Genomic DNA, 20,629 nt, shown 5'->3' on the forward strand with positions numbered 1-20,629 from the left:
TTGTAGATGACAGGAACCGCGCCCTCTCAAGCACTCATTTACGGCCATTCATGATTTCCCGCCTGTAAATTAAAACCCGACAACCTGATATATTAAAGAACTAATCAAAAATATATCAATAAACTCATGACTAAAATTATCTCTTCGTAGCATTTACGCGGTTATCCTTGGGTGCAGAAGCCGGTCTGAACGACTGACTGCTGCATCGGTTCATGCCATAGAACGAAAATTACTCTCGGTTCGTACCGCGCATGCCCGTAAATCAATTTCTTATAGAAACGTTCTTTCACCCACTTCAAAATAATATTAATTATAAAATAACTACTGTATTATACCATATAAAAATATATTTTTATTATAATACATATCGCGATCCGACGCACTATTATCGAATTTTTATAGGAAGACGTGTAATGGATACACCTCTCACCCGATAATTCTCATTCCGTCTGGCAACACCTGAACTGGGCTATTACAGTGATTGTTTGCCTCACCATCTTTTCCATACCGCTTTTCTCTCTTTGATTTGGCCGGGTATGCTGTCAGACGGAAGGCGATTTTAATAGCGCGGCTTATTCTGACGGAAGCCACACACCCGTCCTTTTCCCTGACACCAAGGCATGTTACCGCAAGCCAATGCGCAACCCTGTTTTCCAAGTGATACGGGCATGACCCGCCTTCTGTCTGCAAGGGCAAGGATGTGCAGCGCTGTCCTGGGGGCAACATGGTCGGGGCTGGCGACACTTTTAACACCTGCGCTTCGCCTCAATCTTTACTGCCGCATGCGACGCGGCAAGGAATCCGCCGCCAGTCTGCCGCAGCGGCGCGGCATTGCGGCATGTTCCCGGCCCTCCGGCCGCCTGATCTGGCTTCATGCGGCAAGCGTGGGGGAAACGGTGGCGGTACTGCCTGTGATAGGGCAGATGCTTTTACTGGACCCGTCCCGGCATGTTCTGATTACAACCGGCACGCTGACGGCGGCTGAAATCGCGCATACACGCCTGCCTGCCCTGACGGAACACGAACGGGTCAGTCATCAGTTCGCCCCGCTGGACGTGCCACGCTGGACCGCGCGGTTTCTGGATTTCTGGCAACCCGATGTCGTCGTTCTGGTGGAAAGTGAACTGTGGCCCAATCTGATCGCGGCATGCCGGAAACGGCGCATCGCGCTGGCGCTGGTTAATGGGCGCATGTCAGACCGTTCACTGGCCGGATGGCGCAAGGCGCGATGCCTGCTGCGCCACATGCTGTCTGCTTTCAACTGGGTCATGGCGCGCAGCGTGGAAGATGCCAGCCGCCTTGACCACGGCGGCGCAGGCCGGATTGATCTGATTGCCGACCTGAAGGAAGCTGCCGATCCCCTGCCCTGCGATCCCATGGCACTGACCCGCATCAACCATGCCATCGGCAACAGACCGGTCTGGATCGCGGCGTCCACCCATGAAGGGGAAGAAACGACGATTTTGGCGGCAGGCGATCTGATACGGCAGGCAATACCGGATGCACTGACCATCATCATCCCGCGTCATCCTCCCCGTGGGCCGGAAATCGCGGCACTGAATCATACGCAAACACCCCGTCGGGCGCGGGGGCAGTTTCCGACCGGGCAGGACAAGGTCTGGATATGCGATACGGTGGGGGAAACAGGGCTGTTCTTCGCCCTTGGTGCGCCCGTCCTGCTTGGCAACAGCCTGCCCGGATGCGAAGGCGGCGGCCACAATCCCCTTGAACCCGCCCGCGCGGGGTGCTGCGTTGCGAGTGGCCCCAAAATCGATAACTTCCGTCAGGCTTATGCCGGACTGGGTATAGATGTGCGTTACGTCACCACGGAGCAGGACATTGCAGAGTGGGTTCTGTCCTGCCTGCATCATGAGACAGGTCCGCCGTCCCTCCATACACATCATGATCCGGTCCTTGCCCGCGATGTGGCACAGGCCGTTCTGGCTTTAGGAAAAAAGAGATAATGCGCGCCCCTGCCTTCTGGTGGCGCAGTCCTGCACAGGCAGGACGTGTCGCCTCATTCCTGATGCCGTTCTCCCATTTATATGCTTTCGTCACGTCACGTCGCATGCGCCGGACAGGATGGCATGCGCCGGTGCCTGTTCTGTGTTGCGGCAATATCGGGGTTGGTGGGGCAGGCAAGACACCGCTCGTACTTGATCTGGCCCAACGCGCCATTGTCCGTGGCCATAGGCCCGCTTTCCTCTCACGGGGATATGGCGGGCGCGTGGGGGGAGGAACACGGGTGGATGCGCAGATCCATACCGCCCGCGATGTCGGGGATGAGCCGCTTCTGCTGTCACGTATCGCGCCATGTTATGTCGGTGCGGACCGGGCGGTATCGGCACGCAGGGCGGTGGCGGACGGCGCGGACTGTCTGTTGATGGATGACGGTTTCCAGAACCCCACCCTGCATCAGGACGCGGCCCTGATTGTGGTAGATGGACAGGTCGGTTTTGGTAATGGTCATGTCCTGCCCGCGGGGCCACTGCGGGAACCCGTTCGCACCGGGCTGGCACGGGTAGCCGGGGTGGTCGTGATCGGGCCGGATCGGATGGAGGTAACATTCGGGGTCAGGGATCGCCTACCCTGTTTTCATGCGTCCCTGCGACAGGATACGGGCAGCATTCCCATCGACAGGCCGGTTGTCGCCTTTGCCGGGATCGGGCGCCCTGCCAAGTTTTTTGATGGTCTGGCCAAAAATGGCATTCATCCCCGCGCCTGTCTCGGTTTTGCGGACCATCATGCCTATACCGTCCGCGACTGCCATCGCCTGCAGGCACTGGCGGAAAAATGGAATGCCTGTCTCGTGACAACTGAAAAAGACGCCGTCCGCCTGCCCGCTCCTTTTCGCCAGCGCGTCGTCACCGTTGGGCTGCACGTTACATGGGCCACGACTGGGATGCCTGAGCAGATACTGGATCTATGGCTGGACAAGACCGAACGATGAACGAAAAAAAAGCCCCTCTTCCTACGCGGCAGATGCATGTGGAAGCCATTTTTGTTCGTGCCCTGCTGGCCATCTTCCGCCGCATTGGTCCTGTCCGGGCGTCCAATCTGGGGGGATGGCTGTGCCGCACGGTGGGGCCGAGACTGCCCGTATCCCGTATTGCGGATGCAAATCTGCGCATGGCCATGCCCGAGCTTGACGGCGGTATGCGCCGCGCGGTGATCCGCGAGATGTGGGACAATATCGGTCGCAATGCCGGTGAATTCCCGCATCTGTCCACCCTGCCCCATAATCCTGTCGATGGACCGGGCTGGGATGTGGTGGGAGAGGAATATCTTCACGCACAGGCCGCGCGCGGTGGCCCGACCATTTTCGTATCCGGCCATATCGGCAACTGGGAAATGCTGCCGCCTGCCGTGGCGCGATATGGACTGCCGTTCTCATCCTTTTATCGTGCGCCCAACAATCCGCTGGTGGATCGCATCCTGTGCGACCTGCGCGATCAGGCCATGGGCCAGCCCGTGCCACTGTTCGCCAAGGGCGCGCGGGGTGCCCGGGGCGCACTTGCCCATATCCTCAAGGGCGGGCATCTGGGCATGCTGGTGGACCAGAAAATGAATGACGGCGTGCCGGCCCGTTTCTTTGGCCTGCCCGCCATGACGGCAGGGGCAATGGCGGCCATGGCCATCAAGCTGCGCTGCCCGGTCATTCCGGGATATGTCGAACGGCTTGGCCCGGCACGCCTGCGCATTCATGTCCATCCCCCCATTGATCTACCCGATGCAGGCGAGCGGAGTCAGGACCAGATGGACCTGACCCAGATGGTCAATGACTGGATTGAAAGCACGATACGGCAGAAACCGGGCAGTTGGTTATGGCTTCATCGCCGATGGAATAGGCAAATGCCTAATTAGTTGCCTAATTAATAACCATATTAAACTTAAATTATTGTTTTTTTGTCACAGACGGAGTTTTCTGCCTGTTTCTTCGGCTTTATTCGCCATTTTTAGTTTGGCAAAGCAGCCATGCGCCCATAGCATCATCCATACAGTGTCACGGTCACGCCATGACAGGTCACACAGCCAATGGAATGAGCATGATGGATCAACGATATTCTGATGCCAAAGTTGTTTCCCTGCGGCAGGGTTTTCTTCCGCGTCATCGCGAATACCTGATGCGCTGGCTACAGGCTGGCGCGTGTATGGGCCTGTGCGATGCGGATGTCGCCAACCGTAACGAACACGATGAGCCTGATATTGAACATGTTCTGGTCTGGGTGCGTGAAAATGCCAACCCCGCCTACATGGTCCGGCCGGAAGGCATGGGCTGGGCGCTGATCGATCAGATCCGTGACCATCACCTGGCCACCTATCGCAGCTTTGAAGCCGCGCTGTACGCGATCCGTCCGGTTCTGTCCTGCGGGGCGACTGTCGCGGCCTGACGGGCCGCGACTGTAATTACACCCTTACCCGCCCTGTATCAGTTCGCGCCACGGCGCAGCTTGCCAGCGGGCGGGACGACGATCTGGCTACCGCCTGTCGGAAGAATCTGAAATACGGCCAGATCACGCCGGGTCTTCCCATTTTCCAGAAAACCGAACGCGCCATCCACCCCACCGAATCCCTCCGGCCGGGTCAGCGCCTGCACGGAATAGCCATTCGCACTGCCGGTCGGTCGCGTCTGGTCCAGCGCCTTGACCAGCGCTGCGGCATCATAGCTCAGATCCGCCAGTGGCGTGGGCATGTGGTGATACCGCGCCATGAACTGCTGTATGAATGCCTGACGGGTTGCCGGATCGGGCGCTGCGTACCACGCCCCCTGCAGTGCGGACAGCTTGCTGGCAAACGCGCCCCATAGGCCCGGCCCCATGATCTGTACATGCGCCCTGTCTACATGGGCCTGTGCCAGCGCATTGATAACCTGCCCCAGTTGCAGCCCGGTATCGCCTAGCAACAGCGCATCGAAAGGCGGGGCCGGGAACGCCATGGGCGCGGCAGGAGGTGCCGCAGGCACTGCCGGCACATCGGTCTGGGTCGTGGCCTGCTGCGGTGCCCCATCCGGGTTGGTCGGGTCCACACCTTCCGCTGCGGGCTGGGTGGCAACACTTGCCGCCGCCTGCTGCACGGGATCGGGCTGCGGCACGGCTGCGACACGACTGTCATAGGCCGACAGGGTTTTCAGGCTGGCCGTAATCCCGTCCTGCGTCGTGTCATGGAACATGATCTGCGGGGACTGCAGGCCGTTTTCCTCACATACCTGCTGAAGCGCCTGACCCAGCGCATGGCCCAGACGGTTATCAGGCAGGAAGGCGGCGAAATGCTGCCGCCCCTGCTGGCGGGCCGCCAGCACCATGCGCCGTACCTGCTGTTCGGGCGCGATACCCAGTGTCCACACACCGGGCTGGGCCACCGACATGTCACTGGTAAAGGCCATTACGGGGATTTTTGCCGGGACCGTAACAGCCGCCGCCTTCGCGGTATCGTCCGTGGTAAGCGGCCCCAGTATCAGACCGTCCCCTGCCGCAATGGCGCCCTGTGCCGCAAGGGCGGCATTACTGCCGGGCGCTGCCGTGTCCCGCACATCCAGCGGCGGGGACGTTGGCGTATTCATGGCCATGCGGGTGGCGGTCAGCATTTCCTGTCCCAGCCGGGCATTCGTGCCGGTCAATGGCAGAAGCACGCCAACGCTGCGTCCCGCCTGTGGGGCATGACTGACGTGCCCGCCACCGCCTGCGCACGCGCTCAGGGCCGACAGCGCCAGGCTTGCCAGCAATAAGCGCTTGCATGCGCGGCGCGGAGAGGCAGAATCAACATCCTGTCCTTGCATCTGGGTTCCGAATGTCTGACGCCTCATCTTCCCTGCCTTCAAAATCTTATCCTGCTGCGGAACATCCGGGGGACACACCCCGCCCCGAAGTTCATAGCGGAGAATGTGACGCCCGTCATGCAGGGAACGCGGAGGAAACCGTTCCGGTTCGGATTCAACCCGGAGAACTTGTTCTTGTCGCCACCCCCATCGGCAATCTGGGCGATATCAGCCGCCGGGCGGTTGAAACGCTGGAAGCCGCCGATCTGATCCTGTGCGAGGATACCCGCACCAGTGCCCGCCTGCTGCGCGAATACGGTATCCGCACCAGAACCCGCCCCCTGCATGACCATAACGAGGAACAGCAGATCCCCGCCCTGCTGGACGCACTGGGCAAGGGGGAGCACATTGCCGTCATTTCCGATGCAGGCACGCCGCTTATGTCCGACCCCGGATACCGCCTGGTACGCGCGGTCGTGGCGGCTGGTGGCCGGGTCAGCGCCGTGCCGGGACCCAATGCCGCCGTAATGGCCCTGACCCTGTCGGGACTGCCGCCCCATCCCTTCATGTTTTCAGGATTCCTGCCACCACGTGACGCTGCACGGCGCGAAGTGCTGGCCCGCCTGCACGCGGCGGAATGCGCGGGACTGTCCGCCACGCTGATCTGGCACGAAGCACCGCACAGGGTGGCGGAAATGCTGGCAAGCCTTGCCGATGTCATGGGGGGCACCCGCCCCGCCGCCGTGGCGCGTGAACTGACGAAACGCTTTGAAGAAGTCCGGCGTGGCACTGTGGCGGAACTCGCCGCCCATTACGCCCAGAACCCGGCACGGGGTGAAATCACCGTTGTTCTGGGACCACCGGCGCAGGATGACAGCACTGCCGCCGATCTAGACAGCCAGCTTCGCGCGGCGCTGCAGACGCTTTCAGTCAAGGATGCGGCTGCCCTTGTCGCGGGCATTACCAGCCTGCCGCGCCGCACGGTTTACGCCCGCGCGCTGGAACTGGCGCGCGGGGCGCAGTGAAACAGTCGCTGACCCAAGTTAGTGTTCGGGCAGGTCGGTATTGAACAGTGAATCCGCCGGGGATGCGCCACCGGTGGTGATATCAAGCAGTTCAACGCGGGTTACCTGCTGCTGGGCATCCTGAATGATCCATCCGCGCAGCAGCAGCGGATTGTTGCGGAACACCAGCGTCAGACTGCCATCGCCGGGCGATTCGGTGCGCACCACCGTAACATTGAGCATGTTGCTGTCGCGTGACAGGCCCGTCACGGTCACATCGCCCGAAAGCTGGAGATGCGGACGCAGCAGCAGGCCCAGCGGCGTCTTGTCCATCGGCATGGTGGTGGTCTGGTCAAGCTGGCTGTCGTTGAACACGACCTGATCGTGATTGGCGACCAGCAGCAGCGGGCTGGGCGGATCATACTGAAAGCGCATCCGGCGATTCGCGCGGTCGATCCATGCCGTGCCCGTGGTCTGCTTGCCATCGGGAGCGATCTGGCGGAAACGGGCCTTGAGCAGGCTGATCCCATCCAGATGGTGCTCCACCCGTTCCAGCAGGGCATGATCCTGATCGGATGCGCCAACAGCCATCTGTTCCTGAGCATGGGCAGGAAGCACCGCGCCCCCCACCAGCAGACAGGTCAGGACACAGGCGGCGCCAGGGCGGAAAAATCTCATGATACAGGGCAATCCAGTATAGCGTGGCAACCCAAGTGGTGCCCCAACATCGGGGTAAGATCAAGGCAGCCGGGTTACGAACTGCCAATCAGGACACCGGCCACAAATACCAGCAGGCCGCCAATCACGATCTGCACAATGGCGGAACTGAACGGCGTTTCCTGATAGCGCCAGCGTATCCATGAAATGGCAAACAGCTCGATCACCACCACGATCACGGCGGCGATCATCGCAACCGAAAAATCGCTGATAAGGAACGGCAGCGTATGGCCGATCCCGCCCGCCGTGGTCATAAGCCCGCAGATCAGGCCGCGCAGCAGCGGCGCGCCCCGCCCCGACAGTTTGCCATCATCGGACAGGGCTTCGGCAAAACCCATGGAAATGCCCGCCCCCACCGACGCCGCCATACCGACCAGAAAGGCATTCCACGGCAGATGCGTGGCGAACGCGGCTGCGAATACCGGCGCCAGCGTGGACACCGAACCATCCATGAGACCGACAAGACCGGGCTGGACAATCTGGAGCACAAAGCGGCGACGCGCATCCTCGTCCTCGCTTTCACGCTTGCTGGTGGGCAGGCGGTCCACTTCAATGGCATTGGCGGCCTGTTCATGCCGGTCTTCCGCATGGGCCAGGTCGCCCAGCAGCTTGCGGGTAACCGCGTCGGTGGTGCGCAGGGCGGCCTGCCGGTAGAAACGCGCCGCATCCATTTCCATCTGCCGTGCATGGCTGCGCACAGCCTCGATTCCCAGCGTCTGCACCTGCCATGCCGGTTTGCGCACAATGAAATCCGCAATATCCTGCCTGCGGATCAGGGGAATATGGGGGCCGAACCGTCTGGCATACAGGTCAATCAGGTCGCGACGGTGCTCGTCCTCTTCCTGCGACATGTCGGTGAAGATCTTGGACGTATCAGGATAGTTTTCCCTGATGGCGTAGGCAAAATCGGAATAGATGCGCCCGTCTTCCTCCTCATTGGAGATAGCGAGCGCCAGGATTTCCTGATCGGAGAGGGACGAGAATTTGCGCATTTACCGATCTATGCACAAACTCTTCCTGAACCTCAACAATATTATAAATTACAAATAATTCTCAGTTGTAATAGGCAAGTAAAAGCATCAGAAATGATTATGCTTCTCGATTACAGTTCTTGCGAAAAGACCGTTGACCGGGCGGGACGGCGCTCCCCCACCCGGTCCCGACTTGCCGCCATAGACCGATCAGACTGCCGCTTCGGTAAAGATACGGGTCACATCACCCTTCCAGCGGCCATGATAGGCAGCAAGCCATGACTCGGCCTGAGTGGGGCCACCGGATACGATTTCACGCAAGGGGTCGAGATAGCGTGTCTCGTCCTGTCCATGCGCATCACGGCAGGCGCGTGCGCGCAGGCCATCGGTCGCCAGTTCGACCATGCGGGCCGCAACACCACGCAGATCACCCTGCCCCCACGGCGTATCCAGCCCGGTGCGGGGCACGGCGGCGCGGATGGCGCTGTAATCATCCCAGCCATGTTCCAGTACCAGCTTTTCCGCCGCATGCAGGGTGGCGTCGTCATATAATATACCCGTCCACAATGCGGACTGCGCCAGCATCATGGCCGGAGATCCCGCATCCGCGCCCCGCATTTCCAGAAACTGTTTTAGCCGGACATCGGGAAACACAGTGGTCAGGTGATCTTCAAAATCCCCGATGGTGGGACGCTCCCCTTCCAGCCCCGGCAGGTCACGCCCATCCAGCCACGCACGGAAGGAGCAGCCCGCCACATCAATCATCCGGTCATCGCGGGTGACGAAATACATCGGCACGTCCAGCAGCCAGTTCACATAGGCTGCGAAGCTGAACCCGTCGCGCAGGAACAGGTGTGGCATGCCCGAACGGGCATTATCCGTGTCAGTCCATACCTGCGCACGATTGGACAGCAGGCCGTTGGGCTTCCCCTCATAGAAGGGGGAACTGGCGAACAGCGCGGTCGCAACCGGCTGCAACGCCAGCGAGACACGCATCTTGCGGGCCATATCGGCCTCGGACCCGAAATCAAGGTTCACCTGCACCGTGCAGGTCCGCAGCATCATGTCCAGCCCCAGCGTGCCGACGCGCGGCATGTAATTGCGCATGATGGCGTAGCGACTTTTGGGCATCCACGGAATATCCGCACGCGTTGCGGTCGGATGGAAGCCGATCGGCGCGAAACCGATGCCAAGTTCATTACATGGCTTGCGGATGGACGCGAAATGGCGATCCATTTCGGCCGCCGTTTCATGCAGGCTGGCCAGTGGCGCACCGGAAAGTTCAAACTGGCCACCCGGCTCCAGCGAGATGGAACAGCCCTTTGCATCCGCCGCGCCCTTGAGCCCGATCAGCGCATCGCGATCAATGATTTCCTGCCAGCGCGCGCCACCGTTCTCACCCGCAAGATCACGCAGCAGCGCTTCGATCCCCTGCGGCGCGTAAGGGGGGGATGACCAAGCCTTGCGCTGCGGCCCGGCTGCATCAGGCAGGACAAAACCGAATTTTTCATGTTCCGTACCGATCCGCCATTCCTGGCGCGGACGGGCGCCTGCCGCCAGTACGTCGACCATCTGCTGGAATGATTCGATTACGTTTGAATTATGCGCGCCGGGGTTCGACATGGCGGGGGTAATATCCTCATGACAGTCAGATCAGGACCGGCGACAGGCTGAACGCGCATGCCGGAAAGGGAATGGGTAGTTACAAACCTGTACCACATACGGCTTCGAGACCAGCCCCGACAAGAGCCAGCGCCGCCGCCGCCGCCGTATCGGCCCGCAGCACCCGTGGCCCCAGTGAAAGCGGGCGCACGAAGGGACGCGCGCGCAGCATGTCATGCTCCCGGGGTGAAAAACCGCCTTCGGGGCCGATCAGCACGCTGTCCCCGATACGGGGCGCGGGAGGCATGGCGTGTTGCGGGCTGCGCTCAAGGGCAGCAAACAGGGCTGTATCATCAGGCCATTGGGACAGCATCATGGGCAGCGCCTCAAGCGGATCGATGGTGGGCACGTCCAGCCGTTCGCACTGTTCGGCGGCCTCTATGGCAATGCTTTCCAGTCGCGCTGCATTGATACGATGAGTATTGGTCCGTTCGGTCACGACCGGCCGGAACCGCACGACCCCCAGTTCGGTACCCATGCGGATGACCGTTTCGGTCGCGTCGCGCTTGAGGGGGGCAAACAGCAGGTACAGCCCCTGCGTGGAAGCAGGCGCGCGAGTCTGTTCCACAAGCCGGACACGGCAGCGGTCACGGCGCAGGTGATCGATCACGCCCTGCCACGCGCCGTCACGCGCGTTGAAAACCTCCACCGCGGCACCGGCCTGCTGGCGCATGACAGTGCCCAGATAATGGGCCTGCCCCGGCTCAAGGTCGAGCATGCCATCCACCGCCATGGGCGGCGTGCCGGTGGGGGAAATGAACAGTCGGGGGCAATCCCTCATACCAGGCGGTAACCTTTCGCTGTTTCACACGGCCGGAACCAGTCTTGACCCGGCGGGGTCTTCCGGCCCATCTGTTTCGCCATTAGCAGCCACGGGGCGTTCCGTCATCGGCAAACCCGTCGCCACCGATGCCGTTATCACGAAGGAGTTGCGCCTTGGACCAGCCTGTACCCCATACGGACATCCGGGTGGATGGCTGGATCGGTCGCCTGCCCGCGCGCCTGCGCCCCTATGCGCTACTGGCGCGGCTAGACCGGCCCATTGGTACATGGCTGCTGTTCCTGCCCGGTGTGTGGGGCATCATGCTGCCTGCCGGTGTGACGCCCGCGCAGCGGATTTTCCTGATCGTGCTGTTCGGTATCGGCAGCGTGGTGATGCGGGCCGCAGGCTGCGTGGTCAATGATATGTGGGACCGCGACATCGACCGGCAGGTTGCCCGCACGGCGGGCCGTCCGCTGGCGTCCGGCGCACTGTCCATGCGTGAAGCGGCACTGTTTCTGGCCGCACTGCTGCTGATCGGGTTCAACATCCTGATGAACCTCAATACCCTGTCGCAGGTACTAGGCACGTCTTCCCTCATTCTGGTCGGGCTTTATCCGCTGGCCAAGCGGGTGACATGGTGGCCCCAGCTTGTCATGGGCTTCACGTTCGGCTTCGGCGCGCCGCTGGGCTATGCTGCGGCGGCCGACCGGGTTGATGCCGCGCTGTGCGCGCTCTACGCCGCGACAATCGTCTGGCAGCTTGGCTTCGATACGATCTACGGCTTTCAGGATATGGAGGACGATGCCCGCATCGGCGTACGCTCCACATCCCGCCTCATGGCCGGTCATGCACGGCTGTTTGTTGGAACCTGTTACGCGCTGACCCTGCTTGGCCTCATGGCGGCGGGTGGCCTTGCCCATGCGGGATACGGGTTCTGGCTGGCGCTGCCCCTGCCTGCCCTTCTGCTGGGCTGGCAGGTGACGCGCCTGGAGGAAAACGATCCCGCCACATGCCTGCGCCTGTTCCGCTTCAACCGTGAAACCGGGCTGGCCATAGCACTGGCGATACTGGCGGGCACCCTTACGCGCTGACAGACAGCGCCCGCGCCAGAAAACGCTCGGCCATTCCCATGCACTGAAGGAAAAGGGCAGGATCAAAACGGTGCCCTTCGTCGCGCAGGAAAGCATGCTGCGCGTTGAATTCATGCCATGAATACCGGGTTCCGGCCTTTTCCAGCGCCGCGCGGATTTTCTCCCGTCCTTCAAAGGGCACATGCGGGTCCTGCCTGCCCCATACCAGCATGACCTCCCCGCCCAGTTCATGCACGCGTTCCAGCGTATCATCGCACTGCCCATGACCAAGCGTGCCGGAATGGATATCGGTGGCATAGAAACACACAGCCGCGCGCACACGCGGATCGAACGCGGCCCGGAAGGCCAGATGACCGCCAAGGCACACGCCCATCGTGGCCAGCGCCCCCGTGCAGTGCGGATAAGATGAAAGCCAGTCCAGCGCGGCACGGGCATCCGCATCATAACCGGTCAGTGCCTTTTCATATTTCAGGAAATTGCCCCGATCGGTCCCGGCAGTGTCATAGGCCAGAACGGTGCCGCACGGTTCATATTCATGATAGACTTCCGGCACGCACACGACATGACCCTGCCCCGCCATCATGGCCGCCAGCCTGCGGATCGGTGCCGTCACCTGATAGATTTCGGAAAAAAGCACGATGCCGGGGAAGCGCCCCTCAATAGCGGGGCGAAAGACATGCATCCGCATCATGCCCGACGACGTTGGAATATCGACCGTCTCATGGGAATGGATAATCATCTCAATGCCTTTTCCGTTGCACAGGACTGCATGATAACACCCTGCATCCCCCCGTCCGATAGGGGGTGCAGAAGACGCCAGCGTAATATCAGGTCTGAAAAACAGGGCGTTCCTATCCAGATATTGCGCAAAAAAACAGCTTCATGCGTTGACATCCCACGGCATCAACGGCCTGTATGGGGCATGATTTTGTTACAGAAAACATAATGTCATCGCTGTTTGCATTCTCCCTAGCCTCGCTGGCGATCATATCTGTCGTGATCCTGATCGCCCGGTTCAAGATAAATCCGTTCATCGTATTGTTCACGGTATCGGTTGGTCTGGCGCTGTGTGCGGGCATGCCGCCACAGAAGGCCATTGGATCGTTTGAAGCCGGTGCGGGTCATGTACTGGGGCATGTGGCGACCGTCATCGCGCTGGGTACGATGCTGGGCAAGATGCTGGCCGAATCCGGGGGGGCTGACCGTATCGCGGTTACGATTACCCATCTGGCTGGCAAAAAGCGCATAAGCTGGGCCATGATGGTGATCGGCCTGCTGGTCGGTCTGCCGGTGTTTTTTGAAGTCGGATTCGTGCTGCTGATCCCGCTGGCATTCACGCTGGCGCGTCGCAACAATATTCCCCTGCTTCTGCTCGCGCTGCCGCTGGGGGCGGCCCTGTCGGTCACGCACGCCATGATCCCGCCGCATCCGGCCACCCTGCTTGCCCTTTCGGCCTATCATGCCGATATCGGGCGCACGATCCTGTGGGGTATCGTGATCGGCACCCCGGCGGCGGCGATCGCAGGGCCGATCTATGCCCGCTTCATCGCAAGTCGTATCGGGCCACTACAGCCCAGTTCGCTGGAAGCGCAGTTCGTCAATCATGAACTGCCCGAAAGCATGCCCGGTTTCGGCATTACGGTGCTGACCATCATGTCGCCCGTCATACTGATGCTGATCGGGTCGGTGGCGGATTTCGCGGCACCGAACAACCGGGCGCTGAACAATGCGCTGCACTTCATTGGCAACACCGACATCGCGCTGGCGCTGGCCACCCTGCTGTCCTTTCAGGTTTTTGGTTCCGCGCGCGGCTTCAGCCGTGAAACAATCCTGAAATTCACCAATGACTGCCTTGCCCCCACCGCACTCATCATGCTGCTGGTGGGGGCTGGCGGCGGCTTTGGGCAGGAACTGGTGGATAGCGGTGTCTCATCCGCGATTACCAGTATGGCCGTGGGGGCGCATGTGCCCCTTCTGGTGCTGGCATGGCTGCTGGCGGTGGTGGTGCGGGTCGCGACCGGATCGGCCACCGTGGCCATGAGCACGGCGGCTGGCATTGTGGGGCCGATCCTTCTGCGCACGCATTCGGCATCGCCCGAACTGATGGTGATCGTGACGGGTGCGGGTTCAGTGGCGCTCGGCCCGCTGAATGATGCCGGGTTCTGGCAGATCAAGGAATATCTTGGCCTGTCCGTTGGCCAGACAATCAAGACATGGTCTGTGATCGAAACGCTGATTGCAGTACTCGGACTGGTTTTTGCCCTGCTGCTCTCGCTGGTTGTATCGTAGGGAATGACGGATTAGGGGGCGGGCAGCAGGTCCGCGCAGGATGCCGCTCCGATCCCCTCTGCCCTCAGGGTTTCCAGAATCCTGCCTGACATGGCTTTCACGCTGCGGCAGGCATCATGCAGCACGACGGTATCAAAACCGGCCCGACAGGCATCGCGTGCGCTGGCGGCTACGCAATAGTCCAGCGCAACACCCGTCAGGAACACACGGGTAATGCCCCTGTCCCTCAGCAGTCCTTCCAGCCCTGTCCGGCCCATACGGTCATTGTCCCCAAAGGCTGAATAGCTGTCGATATCGCGGTCCAGTCCCTTACGCAGCAGCACGCCAATACGGGCCTGATCCAACGCGGGAGATAGCGCGGCCCCTTCACTGCCCGCCACGCAATGCACCGGCCACGGGCCGCCCCGCTTCCTGAAGGATACATGATCCGCCGGATGCCAGTCCTGAGTGGCCACGATCAGCCCGAATGGCAGATGGCCAAGCCGGTTGATAACCGGCACGAGCGCATCCGCCCCGGTCACGGCCAGTGCGCCGCCGGGCAGAAAATCCACCTGCATGTCGATAATCAGCAGGGCATCGGTTGCGGTTACGACAGGCATGGCTGGTCCCTACGGTTTTGTTTACCGCACCATCATGCCTGATCCATTCCATTCCGCCATACCTCAAGGGTAGCGGTGGGATGCCGTCAGTCCCTGCCCGTACAGACATCACGCCGGGCGATTGCACCCGGCCTGATATTTCTTATCCCTTGGCGTAGGGATTGCTGGAAGCGCGCAGCAGCAGCCGGATCGGCGTGCCGGGCAGGTCAAATTCCTCCCGCATGCCATTGACCAGATAGCGCTGATAGTCGTCAGGCAACTGGTCCGTACGGGTTCCGAACAGGATGAACGTGGGCGGACGCGCCTTCGCCTGCGTGATGTAGCGCAGTTTCAGCCTGCGCCCATCAACCAGCGGCGGCGGATGGCGGGAGACCATCATCTCGAACCAGCGGTTGAGTGCCCCGGTCGGCACGCGACGGTTCCAGATTTCATGCGCCCGTCGCACCGTCGGCAGCAGCTTGTTGATGCCAGCCCCCGTCAGCGCAGAGAACGAGACCACCGGAATACCGCGCATCTGCGCCAGTGACATCTCGATCCGGTCCTTGATGGCCTGCCGGGTTTCGGCCCGGTCTTCCACCGCGTCCCACTTGTTCAGCGCCAGCACGCAGCACCGGCCCTCGCGCTCAATCAGGCGGGCGATCTGCAGGTCCTGCTCATGCACGCCCAGCGTCGCATCCAGAACCAGAATGACGACCTCCGCCATTTTCAGGGCCTCGATGGAGGCGGAGACGGACATCTTCTCCAGCGTCTCGTCAATACGGGCCTTGCGGCGCAGGCCCGCGGTATCGACAAGCTGGATCGGACCTTCATCGTCGCTGAGCGTGACGGCAATGGAATCGCGCGTAAGCCCCGGCTCGGGGCCGGTAATCATCCGCTCCTCGCCCAGAAGCCGGTTGAGCAGCGTGGACTTGCCCGCATTGGGCCGCCCGACAATGGCCAGCCGCAGGGGACCGGGGGGACGCACGTCCTCCACCTCCCCGGCTTCTTCCTGCTGGATACGCCGGTCGCGGCGGCTCTGTTTCTGCACGGGCGGCAGATCGGTCGGTGGCAGGCGGTCCGCTATTTCGGACATAAGGTCGGCCACGCCTTCCCCATGCTCGGCAGAGATGGCGAGCGGAGCGCCCAGCCCAAGCGAATAGGCCTCCATCGCGGCGGCGGCGCCCTGCCGTCCCTCCGCCTTGTTGGCGATCAGCAGCACCGGGCGGCCCTGCCGACGCAGCCAGTTGGCGAAATGTTCGTCCGCGGGTGTAATGCCACTGCGGGCATCAATGCAGAACAGGACCAGATCCGCATTGGCTACGGCGGATTCGGATGAAGCCCGCATACGCCCGTACAGCGTATCGGGGGCGGCTTCCTCAAGTCCGGCGGTGTCGATTATGCGGATGGCGCGACCACGCACTGTGGCCTGCCCTTCCTTACGGTCGCGGGTAACGCCGGGGGTATCCGCCACAAGGGCCTGCCTGCGCCCGACAAGCCGGTTGAATATGGTCGACTTGCCGACATTCGGCCTGCCCGCGATCACGACAACCGGCAGCGCATCCGCCGAAACGGATGGAAAAGATGAACTCACTGCGGCAACTTTCTTTTTAACTGTAGGCTATAAGGTAGCCCTTATTGTCCATCAGCAACAGCAGATTATCGACAATGATGGGCGCGGTCGTGACCTGACCCGGAAGGGCGTGAAGGGATTCGATGTGCCCCTGCGCGGGATCGATGATGGCGACGCCATTTTCCGGCAAGCTGGAAATCATCACCAGCTTGCCGCCCGCCAGTATGGGGCCATTCCATACGATGCCGCGTTTCTGCTTGTCGGCGTTTTCGTACTGGCGCAACTGCGTGATCCAGCGCACATGACCCGACAGGCGGTCCAGGCAGGCGACCTGTTCGTCCATGGAAACAAGGAAGATCCAGTCCCCGATCACCAGCGGCGTATTCTGGCCCGAAATGCCGCGCTCCCACAGCCTGCGTCCCGAGCGCATATCGATGGCGACCAGAACGGAACCCGTGCTTATGGCGTAGGCCGTGCCATCGACAATGACGGGCATGCCATGAACGCACGAAAAGTCGATCAGGGCTTCCTGTCCGTTCGTGCTGCCCAGCGTATCGGCCCACACGACCTCACCGCCTTCGGCGCGCAGGGCGACCAGATCGCCTGAACCGAAACCGGCCAGCACAACGCCATCGGCCACGGCCGGGGCAGGCTGGCCGTATATGACGGTATCGGCGGACGTCGCGGCGTAGCTCCACAGGATGTTGCCGTTTTCGGCGTCCACGCAGTACAGGTGTTCGTCAATCGTGCCGAAGAACAGCCTGCCATTGACCAGCGTGGGGGCGGAACGGCCGGGGGCCTGAATATTGACACGCCATTTCAGCTTGCCGGTTTCCGCACTGACCGCCAGCGCCTGACCCACGCCATCGACGATGTACAGCGTATCGCCATCAACAGTCAGGCCACCGCCCAGATTGTTGGACAGCATCTTGCGCGGCTTGGGATTGTATTCCCACAGCTTGTGCATGCCGGGCCAGCGGTAGGCACGGATGACGCCCTGTGCATCGGCTACGAAAATCCGGCCATTCTGCACCACTGGCGTTGCCTGGATGATGCCACGCCCGCTATCGCCCAGCGCGACATAGGACAGAAGCTGCGGCTCGGAATTGCCAGCCCCGATATCGTGGGTCCACTGGTGGCGCATCTCACCGCCCCAGGCGATGTTCACACCGTCATGATCAGGCCGGATGCCTGACTGGGGCCACGCATTGACCGCGATGGCCGCAGGCACGGTCACGGCCTGCGTTTCATCGGCGTCAACCGTCAGCCCCGCAACCGTATGCAGCACATCCGAGCGATGGCCGATCAGCAGCGGCGTTTTCTTCTTGCCTGCCTTGCAGGCAGCAAGGGCTGGCAGCAGGGCTGCCCCCACGCCAAGAAGCGCATGGCGTCGGCTTAGGACTGATTTCATATTTTTTCCGTCTGTCGGCATCATGAGCGGACCACGCCTTGAACTAGCCACCCGCGTCGCCCCCCAGCGTCTGGAGCATGGCTTCCGCACGGTTGCGCACGCCATCGGGTATGCCCATGTCCATGCTCAGCCGCTCGAACCGGGCGCGTGCGTCAGCGTCCTTGCCTACGCGCAGGTCCAGCAGGGCTTCGGCTTCGATGGCCTGTCCGCGCCATGGCTGTCCCGCGCCGTCCAGCACGGCAAGCCGTGAACGCAGGGTAGCGGGATCGCCACTGTCGATCTGATGCTGGACCCACAGCAGGCTGGCGAGGGAGGCTACAACCGGATCGACACCGTGTTCCTGCGCGACACCATCCCACAATGTCAGGGCACCGGCAGTGTCACCGCTACCGGCCAGAAGGGCGGCGCGTTCCATGCGGGCAAGGATGCGCAGCGGGGGCCGCGCCTTGCCATCAAGGGCCGCAAGTTCCTGAAGGGCGTTTTTCTGTCCCGCTGTCAGGGGCACGGTGCTGCCCGGCATATCCGCAGGGCCACGGGCCGCATCGTGCATTGCGGTGAAATAGGAAGCCGACACGGCGGCGTCAGCCTGATGGGCGCGATAGACCGAATACTGCCACCCGCCCGCGCCGATACAGATACCCGCGACCACGACACCCGCAACCACCAGATAGCGCCGCGCCAGTGCCCGGATGCGTTCGGCACGGATTTCCTCATCGACTTCCCTGAAGATGTCGTCAGCCACGTTCCTGTCGTTCCCTGCTCGCTGGCGCGGTGCGTGATGCGTCGCGCGTCGTAAATCTCTGCCCCAGCATATCCAGCCTGAAACGGCACGGCAAACCGCCCTGTCCGGTCGCCATCCCCATTTCCGCCATCATGCCTGTCCGATCACATAGACCGGGCCGTTTTCCGCCGCCAGTCGTAAGCGTGCCCGAAATGCACAAAGTTCAGGTTTTTCACCGTTTCCGATCCCGCCACTGCCGTAACAGGGCCTGCGCCGCCTGTGCCACCTGTTCCACGTGCAGCCCTTCCATCGGAGCTTCCCCCTCGGGGCCGGGAGCTACGACCGCCCGCGCCCACGGACCGCAGGGCGCGTATTCCGACGCACGGCTTCGCCCGAACAGGCCAAGCGTCGGAATCCCGCTTGCCGCCGCCAGATGCATGAGACCGGAATCATTACCAATAAACAGCGTGCATTGTCCCATCAGCGCAGCAACCTGCGTGACCGATAGCGTTCCACCGGTATCAAGCGCATCGGGCAACTGCGCCAGAACGGGCCGCGCGCGCGCCTGCTCCGCCTCTCCCGGTCCATAGAGGACCACCGGGCGCAGGCCGGGATCAGCCGCGCGCAGCAGGTTGAACAGGGCCACAAACCGTTCCGCCGGCCATATCTTGCCATCCCAGTTGGCTGTCGGGCCAAGTGCGACCCAGTTCACGCCCGTCCCCAGCATGCGCGATGCCTGCGCACGTTCGACCTGACTGGTCCATGTCACCGGCAGCGGCGCGGGGGTCAGGCTGAGCAATGCGCCAATATGGGCAATCCGCCGCCCCGGCCTGCGGCCACCACGCATCACGTACCGCCTGCCCACGCGCAGGAAGTAGCTGGTGATGGAACCACGCAGGTCGATGCATATATCCCATCTGCGCCCCCGACACTGACGCCACAGGTCGAACCAGTGCCTGTCATACGTACGCTTGACCATCACGATCGTACGGACCCGACGTGGCATATGGGCGAACAGGCCAGCCGCCACCGGGCCGCAGGCTATGGTGAAGTCAGCCTGCGGATAACGCCGCAGCAGGGTATCCAGCAGGCCGGTTGACAGGATGGCGTCCCCCAGCCGGGTGGATGTTATGAACAGGATGTGCATTTTACGGTGCTAGTCACGTTTTGCGGATGTGCCAACCCGTCTTTGCCCTTGTCTGTCACGCCGGCTGTGGCCAGATTATGCCCATGGCCAGAATCGCTCATCTTCCCGCCCGCGCCGTACTCAGTGTATCGGGGGCGGACCGCGTTTCCTTCCTTCAGGGGCTGGTGTCAAATGACATGACGGCAGTCGCCCCCGGCCATGCCGTATGGACAGCGTTCCTGTCGCCGCAGGGCAAATGGCTGGCGGACTTTTTCGTCTTTGCCGACCCGGAGGGCACGCGCCTGCTGCTGGACTGCGACGCGGGGCAGGCGGACATGCTGCGCCAGCGTCTGTCGCGTTTCCGACTGCGCGCGCAGGCAGAAATCGGGGAAACCGGCTACGCCGTTCACGCCGCATGGGGTGGCGATGCCACAATGCCCGAAGGATATCCCGCCGCCCCGATCCCCGCCTGCCGCAGGCTGGATGGCGCTTCCTGCTTGGCCACCCATCCCCACCGCCCATGCGGACGATGTGGATTACGACCGCCACCGACTGGCGCTGGGCCTGCCCGATGGCGCGCGTGACTGCGAAAGTGACCGGACCCTGCTGCTGGAAGCCAATTTTGACCAGCTCAATGGCATTAGCTGGACCAAGGGCTGCTACATGGGGCAGGAACTGACCGCCCGCACGCGCTATCGCGGTCTGGTGCGCCGCCACCTGCTGCCGGTTGCGGCGCAAAGGGAACTGCCGCCACCGGGCACGCCGGTCCTGTCGGGCACCGCTACGGTGGGGGAAATGCGCTCATCACGCGACGGGGCGGGCATGGCGATGATCCGCAACGAACATATCCATGACACGGGCCTGACCGCCGCAGGCCACGCGATAAGCGTGCAGGTGCCGCCATGGTTCTCCCTTCCCGCCAAGGCGGAATAAAGCCTGCCAGCGCGCATTTCGGGGCCGGTTCAGGCTCC

At 61.9% G+C, this 20,629-nt stretch carries 18 protein-coding genes and 1 pseudogene; 8 read left to right on the forward strand and 11 right to left on the reverse strand.

Annotated elements, in window-relative coordinates; all coding sequences use genetic code 11:
* The first annotated feature begins 698 nt into the window (after nucleotides 1-698).
* The 4 genes from KSAC_RS03680 (at nucleotide 699) to KSAC_RS03695 (ending at nucleotide 4,391) form a co-directional block, all read left to right on the forward strand.
* Nucleotides 699-1,964, forward strand: coding sequence for a 3-deoxy-D-manno-octulosonic acid transferase (locus KSAC_RS03680; RefSeq protein ID WP_243705296.1), 1,266 nt, complete (start codon nucleotides 699-701; stop codon nucleotides 1,962-1,964).
* A complete protein-coding gene (gene lpxK, locus KSAC_RS03685; protein ID WP_132304267.1) occupies nucleotides 1,964-2,950 on the forward strand; it encodes a tetraacyldisaccharide 4'-kinase in 987 nt (328 codons plus the stop codon). The genes KSAC_RS03680 and lpxK overlap by 1 nt, the downstream gene beginning before the upstream one ends.
* Nucleotides 2,947-3,864 carry an LpxL/LpxP family acyltransferase gene (locus tag KSAC_RS03690; protein ID WP_132304269.1) on the forward strand — a complete coding sequence of 306 codons (918 nt, stop codon included), beginning with the start codon at nucleotides 2,947-2,949 and terminating at the stop codon, nucleotides 3,862-3,864. The genes lpxK and KSAC_RS03690 overlap by 4 nt, the downstream gene beginning before the upstream one ends.
* 182 nt (nucleotides 3,865-4,046) lie before the next feature.
* The gene (locus KSAC_RS03695) at nucleotides 4,047-4,391 is read left to right on the forward strand and encodes a hypothetical protein (protein ID WP_132304271.1); all 345 of its coding nucleotides are present in this window, start codon (nucleotides 4,047-4,049) and stop codon (nucleotides 4,389-4,391) included.
* Nucleotides 4,392-4,429: 38 nt separating this feature from the next.
* Here the strand turns inward: KSAC_RS03695 and KSAC_RS03700 are convergent, their stop codons facing one another.
* A complete protein-coding gene (locus tag KSAC_RS03700; protein ID WP_408884739.1) occupies nucleotides 4,430-5,776 on the reverse strand; it encodes a penicillin-binding protein activator in 1,347 nt (448 codons plus the stop codon).
* An 11-nt stretch (nucleotides 5,777-5,787) separates the two neighbouring features.
* Here KSAC_RS03700 and rsmI point away from each other — a divergent pair, with 11 nt between their 5' ends.
* The gene (gene rsmI / locus KSAC_RS03705; RefSeq protein ID WP_165927280.1) at nucleotides 5,788-6,780 is read left to right on the forward strand and encodes a 16S rRNA (cytidine(1402)-2'-O)-methyltransferase; all 993 of its coding nucleotides are present in this window, start codon (nucleotides 5,788-5,790) and stop codon (nucleotides 6,778-6,780) included.
* Between the two features lie 18 nt (nucleotides 6,781-6,798).
* Here rsmI and KSAC_RS03710 read toward each other — a convergent pair whose 3' ends face one another.
* The 4 genes from KSAC_RS03710 to KSAC_RS03725 form a co-directional block, all read right to left on the reverse strand.
* Nucleotides 6,799-7,437 carry a LolA family protein gene (locus tag KSAC_RS03710; RefSeq protein WP_132304275.1) on the reverse strand — a complete coding sequence of 213 codons (639 nt, stop codon included), beginning with the start codon at nucleotides 7,435-7,437 and terminating at the stop codon, nucleotides 6,799-6,801.
* Nucleotides 7,438-7,511: 74 nt separating this feature from the next.
* Entirely contained in the window at nucleotides 7,512-8,468 is a 957-nt protein-coding gene (gene mbfA / locus KSAC_RS03715) for an iron exporter MbfA (RefSeq protein ID WP_118963142.1), read from the reverse strand.
* Between the two features lie 189 nt (nucleotides 8,469-8,657).
* The gene (locus KSAC_RS03720; protein ID WP_132304277.1) at nucleotides 8,658-10,070 is read right to left on the reverse strand and encodes a glutamate--cysteine ligase; all 1,413 of its coding nucleotides are present in this window, start codon (nucleotides 10,068-10,070) and stop codon (nucleotides 8,658-8,660) included.
* Nucleotides 10,071-10,149: 79 nt separating this feature from the next.
* Nucleotides 10,150-10,890 (reverse strand): 16S rRNA (uracil(1498)-N(3))-methyltransferase, encoded by a 741-nt coding sequence (locus KSAC_RS03725; protein WP_132304279.1) that lies wholly within the window; start codon nucleotides 10,888-10,890, stop codon nucleotides 10,150-10,152.
* Nucleotides 10,891-11,045: 155 nt separating this feature from the next.
* Between KSAC_RS03725 and ubiA the strand changes: the two genes are divergently transcribed.
* On the forward strand, nucleotides 11,046-11,963 hold the full coding sequence (ubiA, locus tag KSAC_RS03730; protein WP_110547951.1) for a 4-hydroxybenzoate octaprenyltransferase: 918 nt from the start codon (nucleotides 11,046-11,048) through the stop codon (nucleotides 11,961-11,963).
* On the opposite strand, the gene KSAC_RS03735 is transcribed toward ubiA, so the two are convergent.
* Nucleotides 11,953-12,702, reverse strand: coding sequence for a dienelactone hydrolase family protein (locus tag KSAC_RS03735; RefSeq protein WP_102323522.1), 750 nt, complete (start codon nucleotides 12,700-12,702; stop codon nucleotides 11,953-11,955). The two genes, ubiA and KSAC_RS03735, sit on opposite strands and share 11 nt — an antisense overlap.
* Nucleotides 12,703-12,908: 206 nt before the next feature.
* Here KSAC_RS03735 and KSAC_RS03740 point away from each other — a divergent pair, with 206 nt between their 5' ends.
* Nucleotides 12,909-14,252: a GntT/GntP/DsdX family permease gene (locus tag KSAC_RS03740; RefSeq protein WP_102324190.1), complete on the forward strand. Its 1,344-nt coding sequence runs from the start codon at nucleotides 12,909-12,911 to the stop codon at nucleotides 14,250-14,252.
* A gap of 11 nt (nucleotides 14,253-14,263) precedes the next feature.
* Here the strand turns inward: KSAC_RS03740 and KSAC_RS03745 are convergent, their stop codons facing one another.
* The 5 genes from KSAC_RS03745 to KSAC_RS03765 all read right to left on the reverse strand — a co-directional run bounded on the left by KSAC_RS03745 (nucleotide 14,264) and on the right by KSAC_RS03765 (nucleotide 19,679).
* Entirely contained in the window at nucleotides 14,264-14,851 is a 588-nt protein-coding gene (locus KSAC_RS03745) for a nicotinamidase (protein ID WP_132304281.1), read from the reverse strand.
* A 142-nt stretch (nucleotides 14,852-14,993) separates the two neighbouring features.
* Complete coding sequence (gene der, locus KSAC_RS03750; RefSeq protein ID WP_132304283.1) at nucleotides 14,994-16,421, reverse strand: ribosome biogenesis GTPase Der; 1,428 nt, start codon at nucleotides 16,419-16,421, stop codon at nucleotides 14,994-14,996.
* A gap of 16 nt (nucleotides 16,422-16,437) precedes the next feature.
* Complete coding sequence (locus KSAC_RS03755; RefSeq protein ID WP_132304285.1) at nucleotides 16,438-17,811, reverse strand: PQQ-like beta-propeller repeat protein; 1,374 nt, start codon at nucleotides 17,809-17,811, stop codon at nucleotides 16,438-16,440.
* Between the two features lie 43 nt (nucleotides 17,812-17,854).
* Nucleotides 17,855-18,553 carry a hypothetical protein gene (locus tag KSAC_RS03760; protein ID WP_132304287.1) on the reverse strand — a complete coding sequence of 233 codons (699 nt, stop codon included), beginning with the start codon at nucleotides 18,551-18,553 and terminating at the stop codon, nucleotides 17,855-17,857.
* 211 nt (nucleotides 18,554-18,764) lie between these two features.
* The gene (locus tag KSAC_RS03765) at nucleotides 18,765-19,679 is read right to left on the reverse strand and encodes a glycosyltransferase family 9 protein (RefSeq protein WP_132304289.1); all 915 of its coding nucleotides are present in this window, start codon (nucleotides 19,677-19,679) and stop codon (nucleotides 18,765-18,767) included.
* Between the two features lie 83 nt (nucleotides 19,680-19,762).
* On the opposite strand from KSAC_RS03765, the pseudogene ygfZ reads away from it, so the two are divergent.
* A pseudogene (gene ygfZ, locus KSAC_RS03770) lies at nucleotides 19,763-20,591 on the forward strand (CAF17-like 4Fe-4S cluster assembly/insertion protein YgfZ).
* Nucleotides 20,592-20,629: the final 38 nt, after the last annotated feature.

It is taken from the genome of Komagataeibacter saccharivorans, from assembly GCF_004348195.1.
Taxonomy (GTDB): Bacteria; Pseudomonadota; Alphaproteobacteria; order Acetobacterales; family Acetobacteraceae; genus Komagataeibacter; species Komagataeibacter saccharivorans.

Excerpts from the sequence above, each read along its gene's own strand:
- KSAC_RS03680 (WP_243705296.1), top strand. The coding sequence starts at position 699 with ATGTGCAGCGCTGTCCTGGGGGCAACATGGTCGGGGCTGGCGACACTT.
- lpxK (WP_132304267.1), top strand. The coding sequence starts at position 1,964 with ATGCGCGCCCCTGCCTTCTGGTGGCGCAGTCCTGCACAGGCAGGACGT.
- KSAC_RS03690 (WP_132304269.1), top strand. The coding sequence starts at position 2,947 with ATGAACGAAAAAAAAGCCCCTCTTCCTACGCGGCAGATGCATGTGGAA.
- KSAC_RS03695 (WP_132304271.1), top strand. The coding sequence starts at position 4,047 with ATGATGGATCAACGATATTCTGATGCCAAAGTTGTTTCCCTGCGGCAG.
- KSAC_RS03700 (WP_408884739.1), bottom strand. The coding sequence starts at position 5,776 with ATGCAAGGACAGGATGTTGATTCTGCCTCTCCGCGCCGCGCATGCAAG.
- rsmI (WP_165927280.1), top strand. The coding sequence starts at position 5,788 with ATGTCTGACGCCTCATCTTCCCTGCCTTCAAAATCTTATCCTGCTGCG.
- KSAC_RS03710 (WP_132304275.1), bottom strand. The coding sequence starts at position 7,437 with ATGAGATTTTTCCGCCCTGGCGCCGCCTGTGTCCTGACCTGTCTGCTG.
- mbfA (WP_118963142.1), bottom strand. The coding sequence starts at position 8,468 with ATGCGCAAATTCTCGTCCCTCTCCGATCAGGAAATCCTGGCGCTCGCT.
- KSAC_RS03720 (WP_132304277.1), bottom strand. The coding sequence starts at position 10,070 with ATGTCGAACCCCGGCGCGCATAATTCAAACGTAATCGAATCATTCCAG.
- KSAC_RS03725 (WP_132304279.1), bottom strand. The coding sequence starts at position 10,890 with ATGAGGGATTGCCCCCGACTGTTCATTTCCCCCACCGGCACGCCGCCC.
- KSAC_RS03735 (WP_102323522.1), bottom strand. The coding sequence starts at position 12,702 with ATGATTATCCATTCCCATGAGACGGTCGATATTCCAACGTCGTCGGGC.
- KSAC_RS03740 (WP_102324190.1), top strand. The coding sequence starts at position 12,909 with ATGTCATCGCTGTTTGCATTCTCCCTAGCCTCGCTGGCGATCATATCT.
- KSAC_RS03745 (WP_132304281.1), bottom strand. The coding sequence starts at position 14,851 with ATGCCTGTCGTAACCGCAACCGATGCCCTGCTGATTATCGACATGCAG.
- KSAC_RS03755 (WP_132304285.1), bottom strand. The coding sequence starts at position 17,811 with ATGAAATCAGTCCTAAGCCGACGCCATGCGCTTCTTGGCGTGGGGGCA.
- KSAC_RS03765 (WP_132304289.1), bottom strand. The coding sequence starts at position 19,679 with ATGCACATCCTGTTCATAACATCCACCCGGCTGGGGGACGCCATCCTG.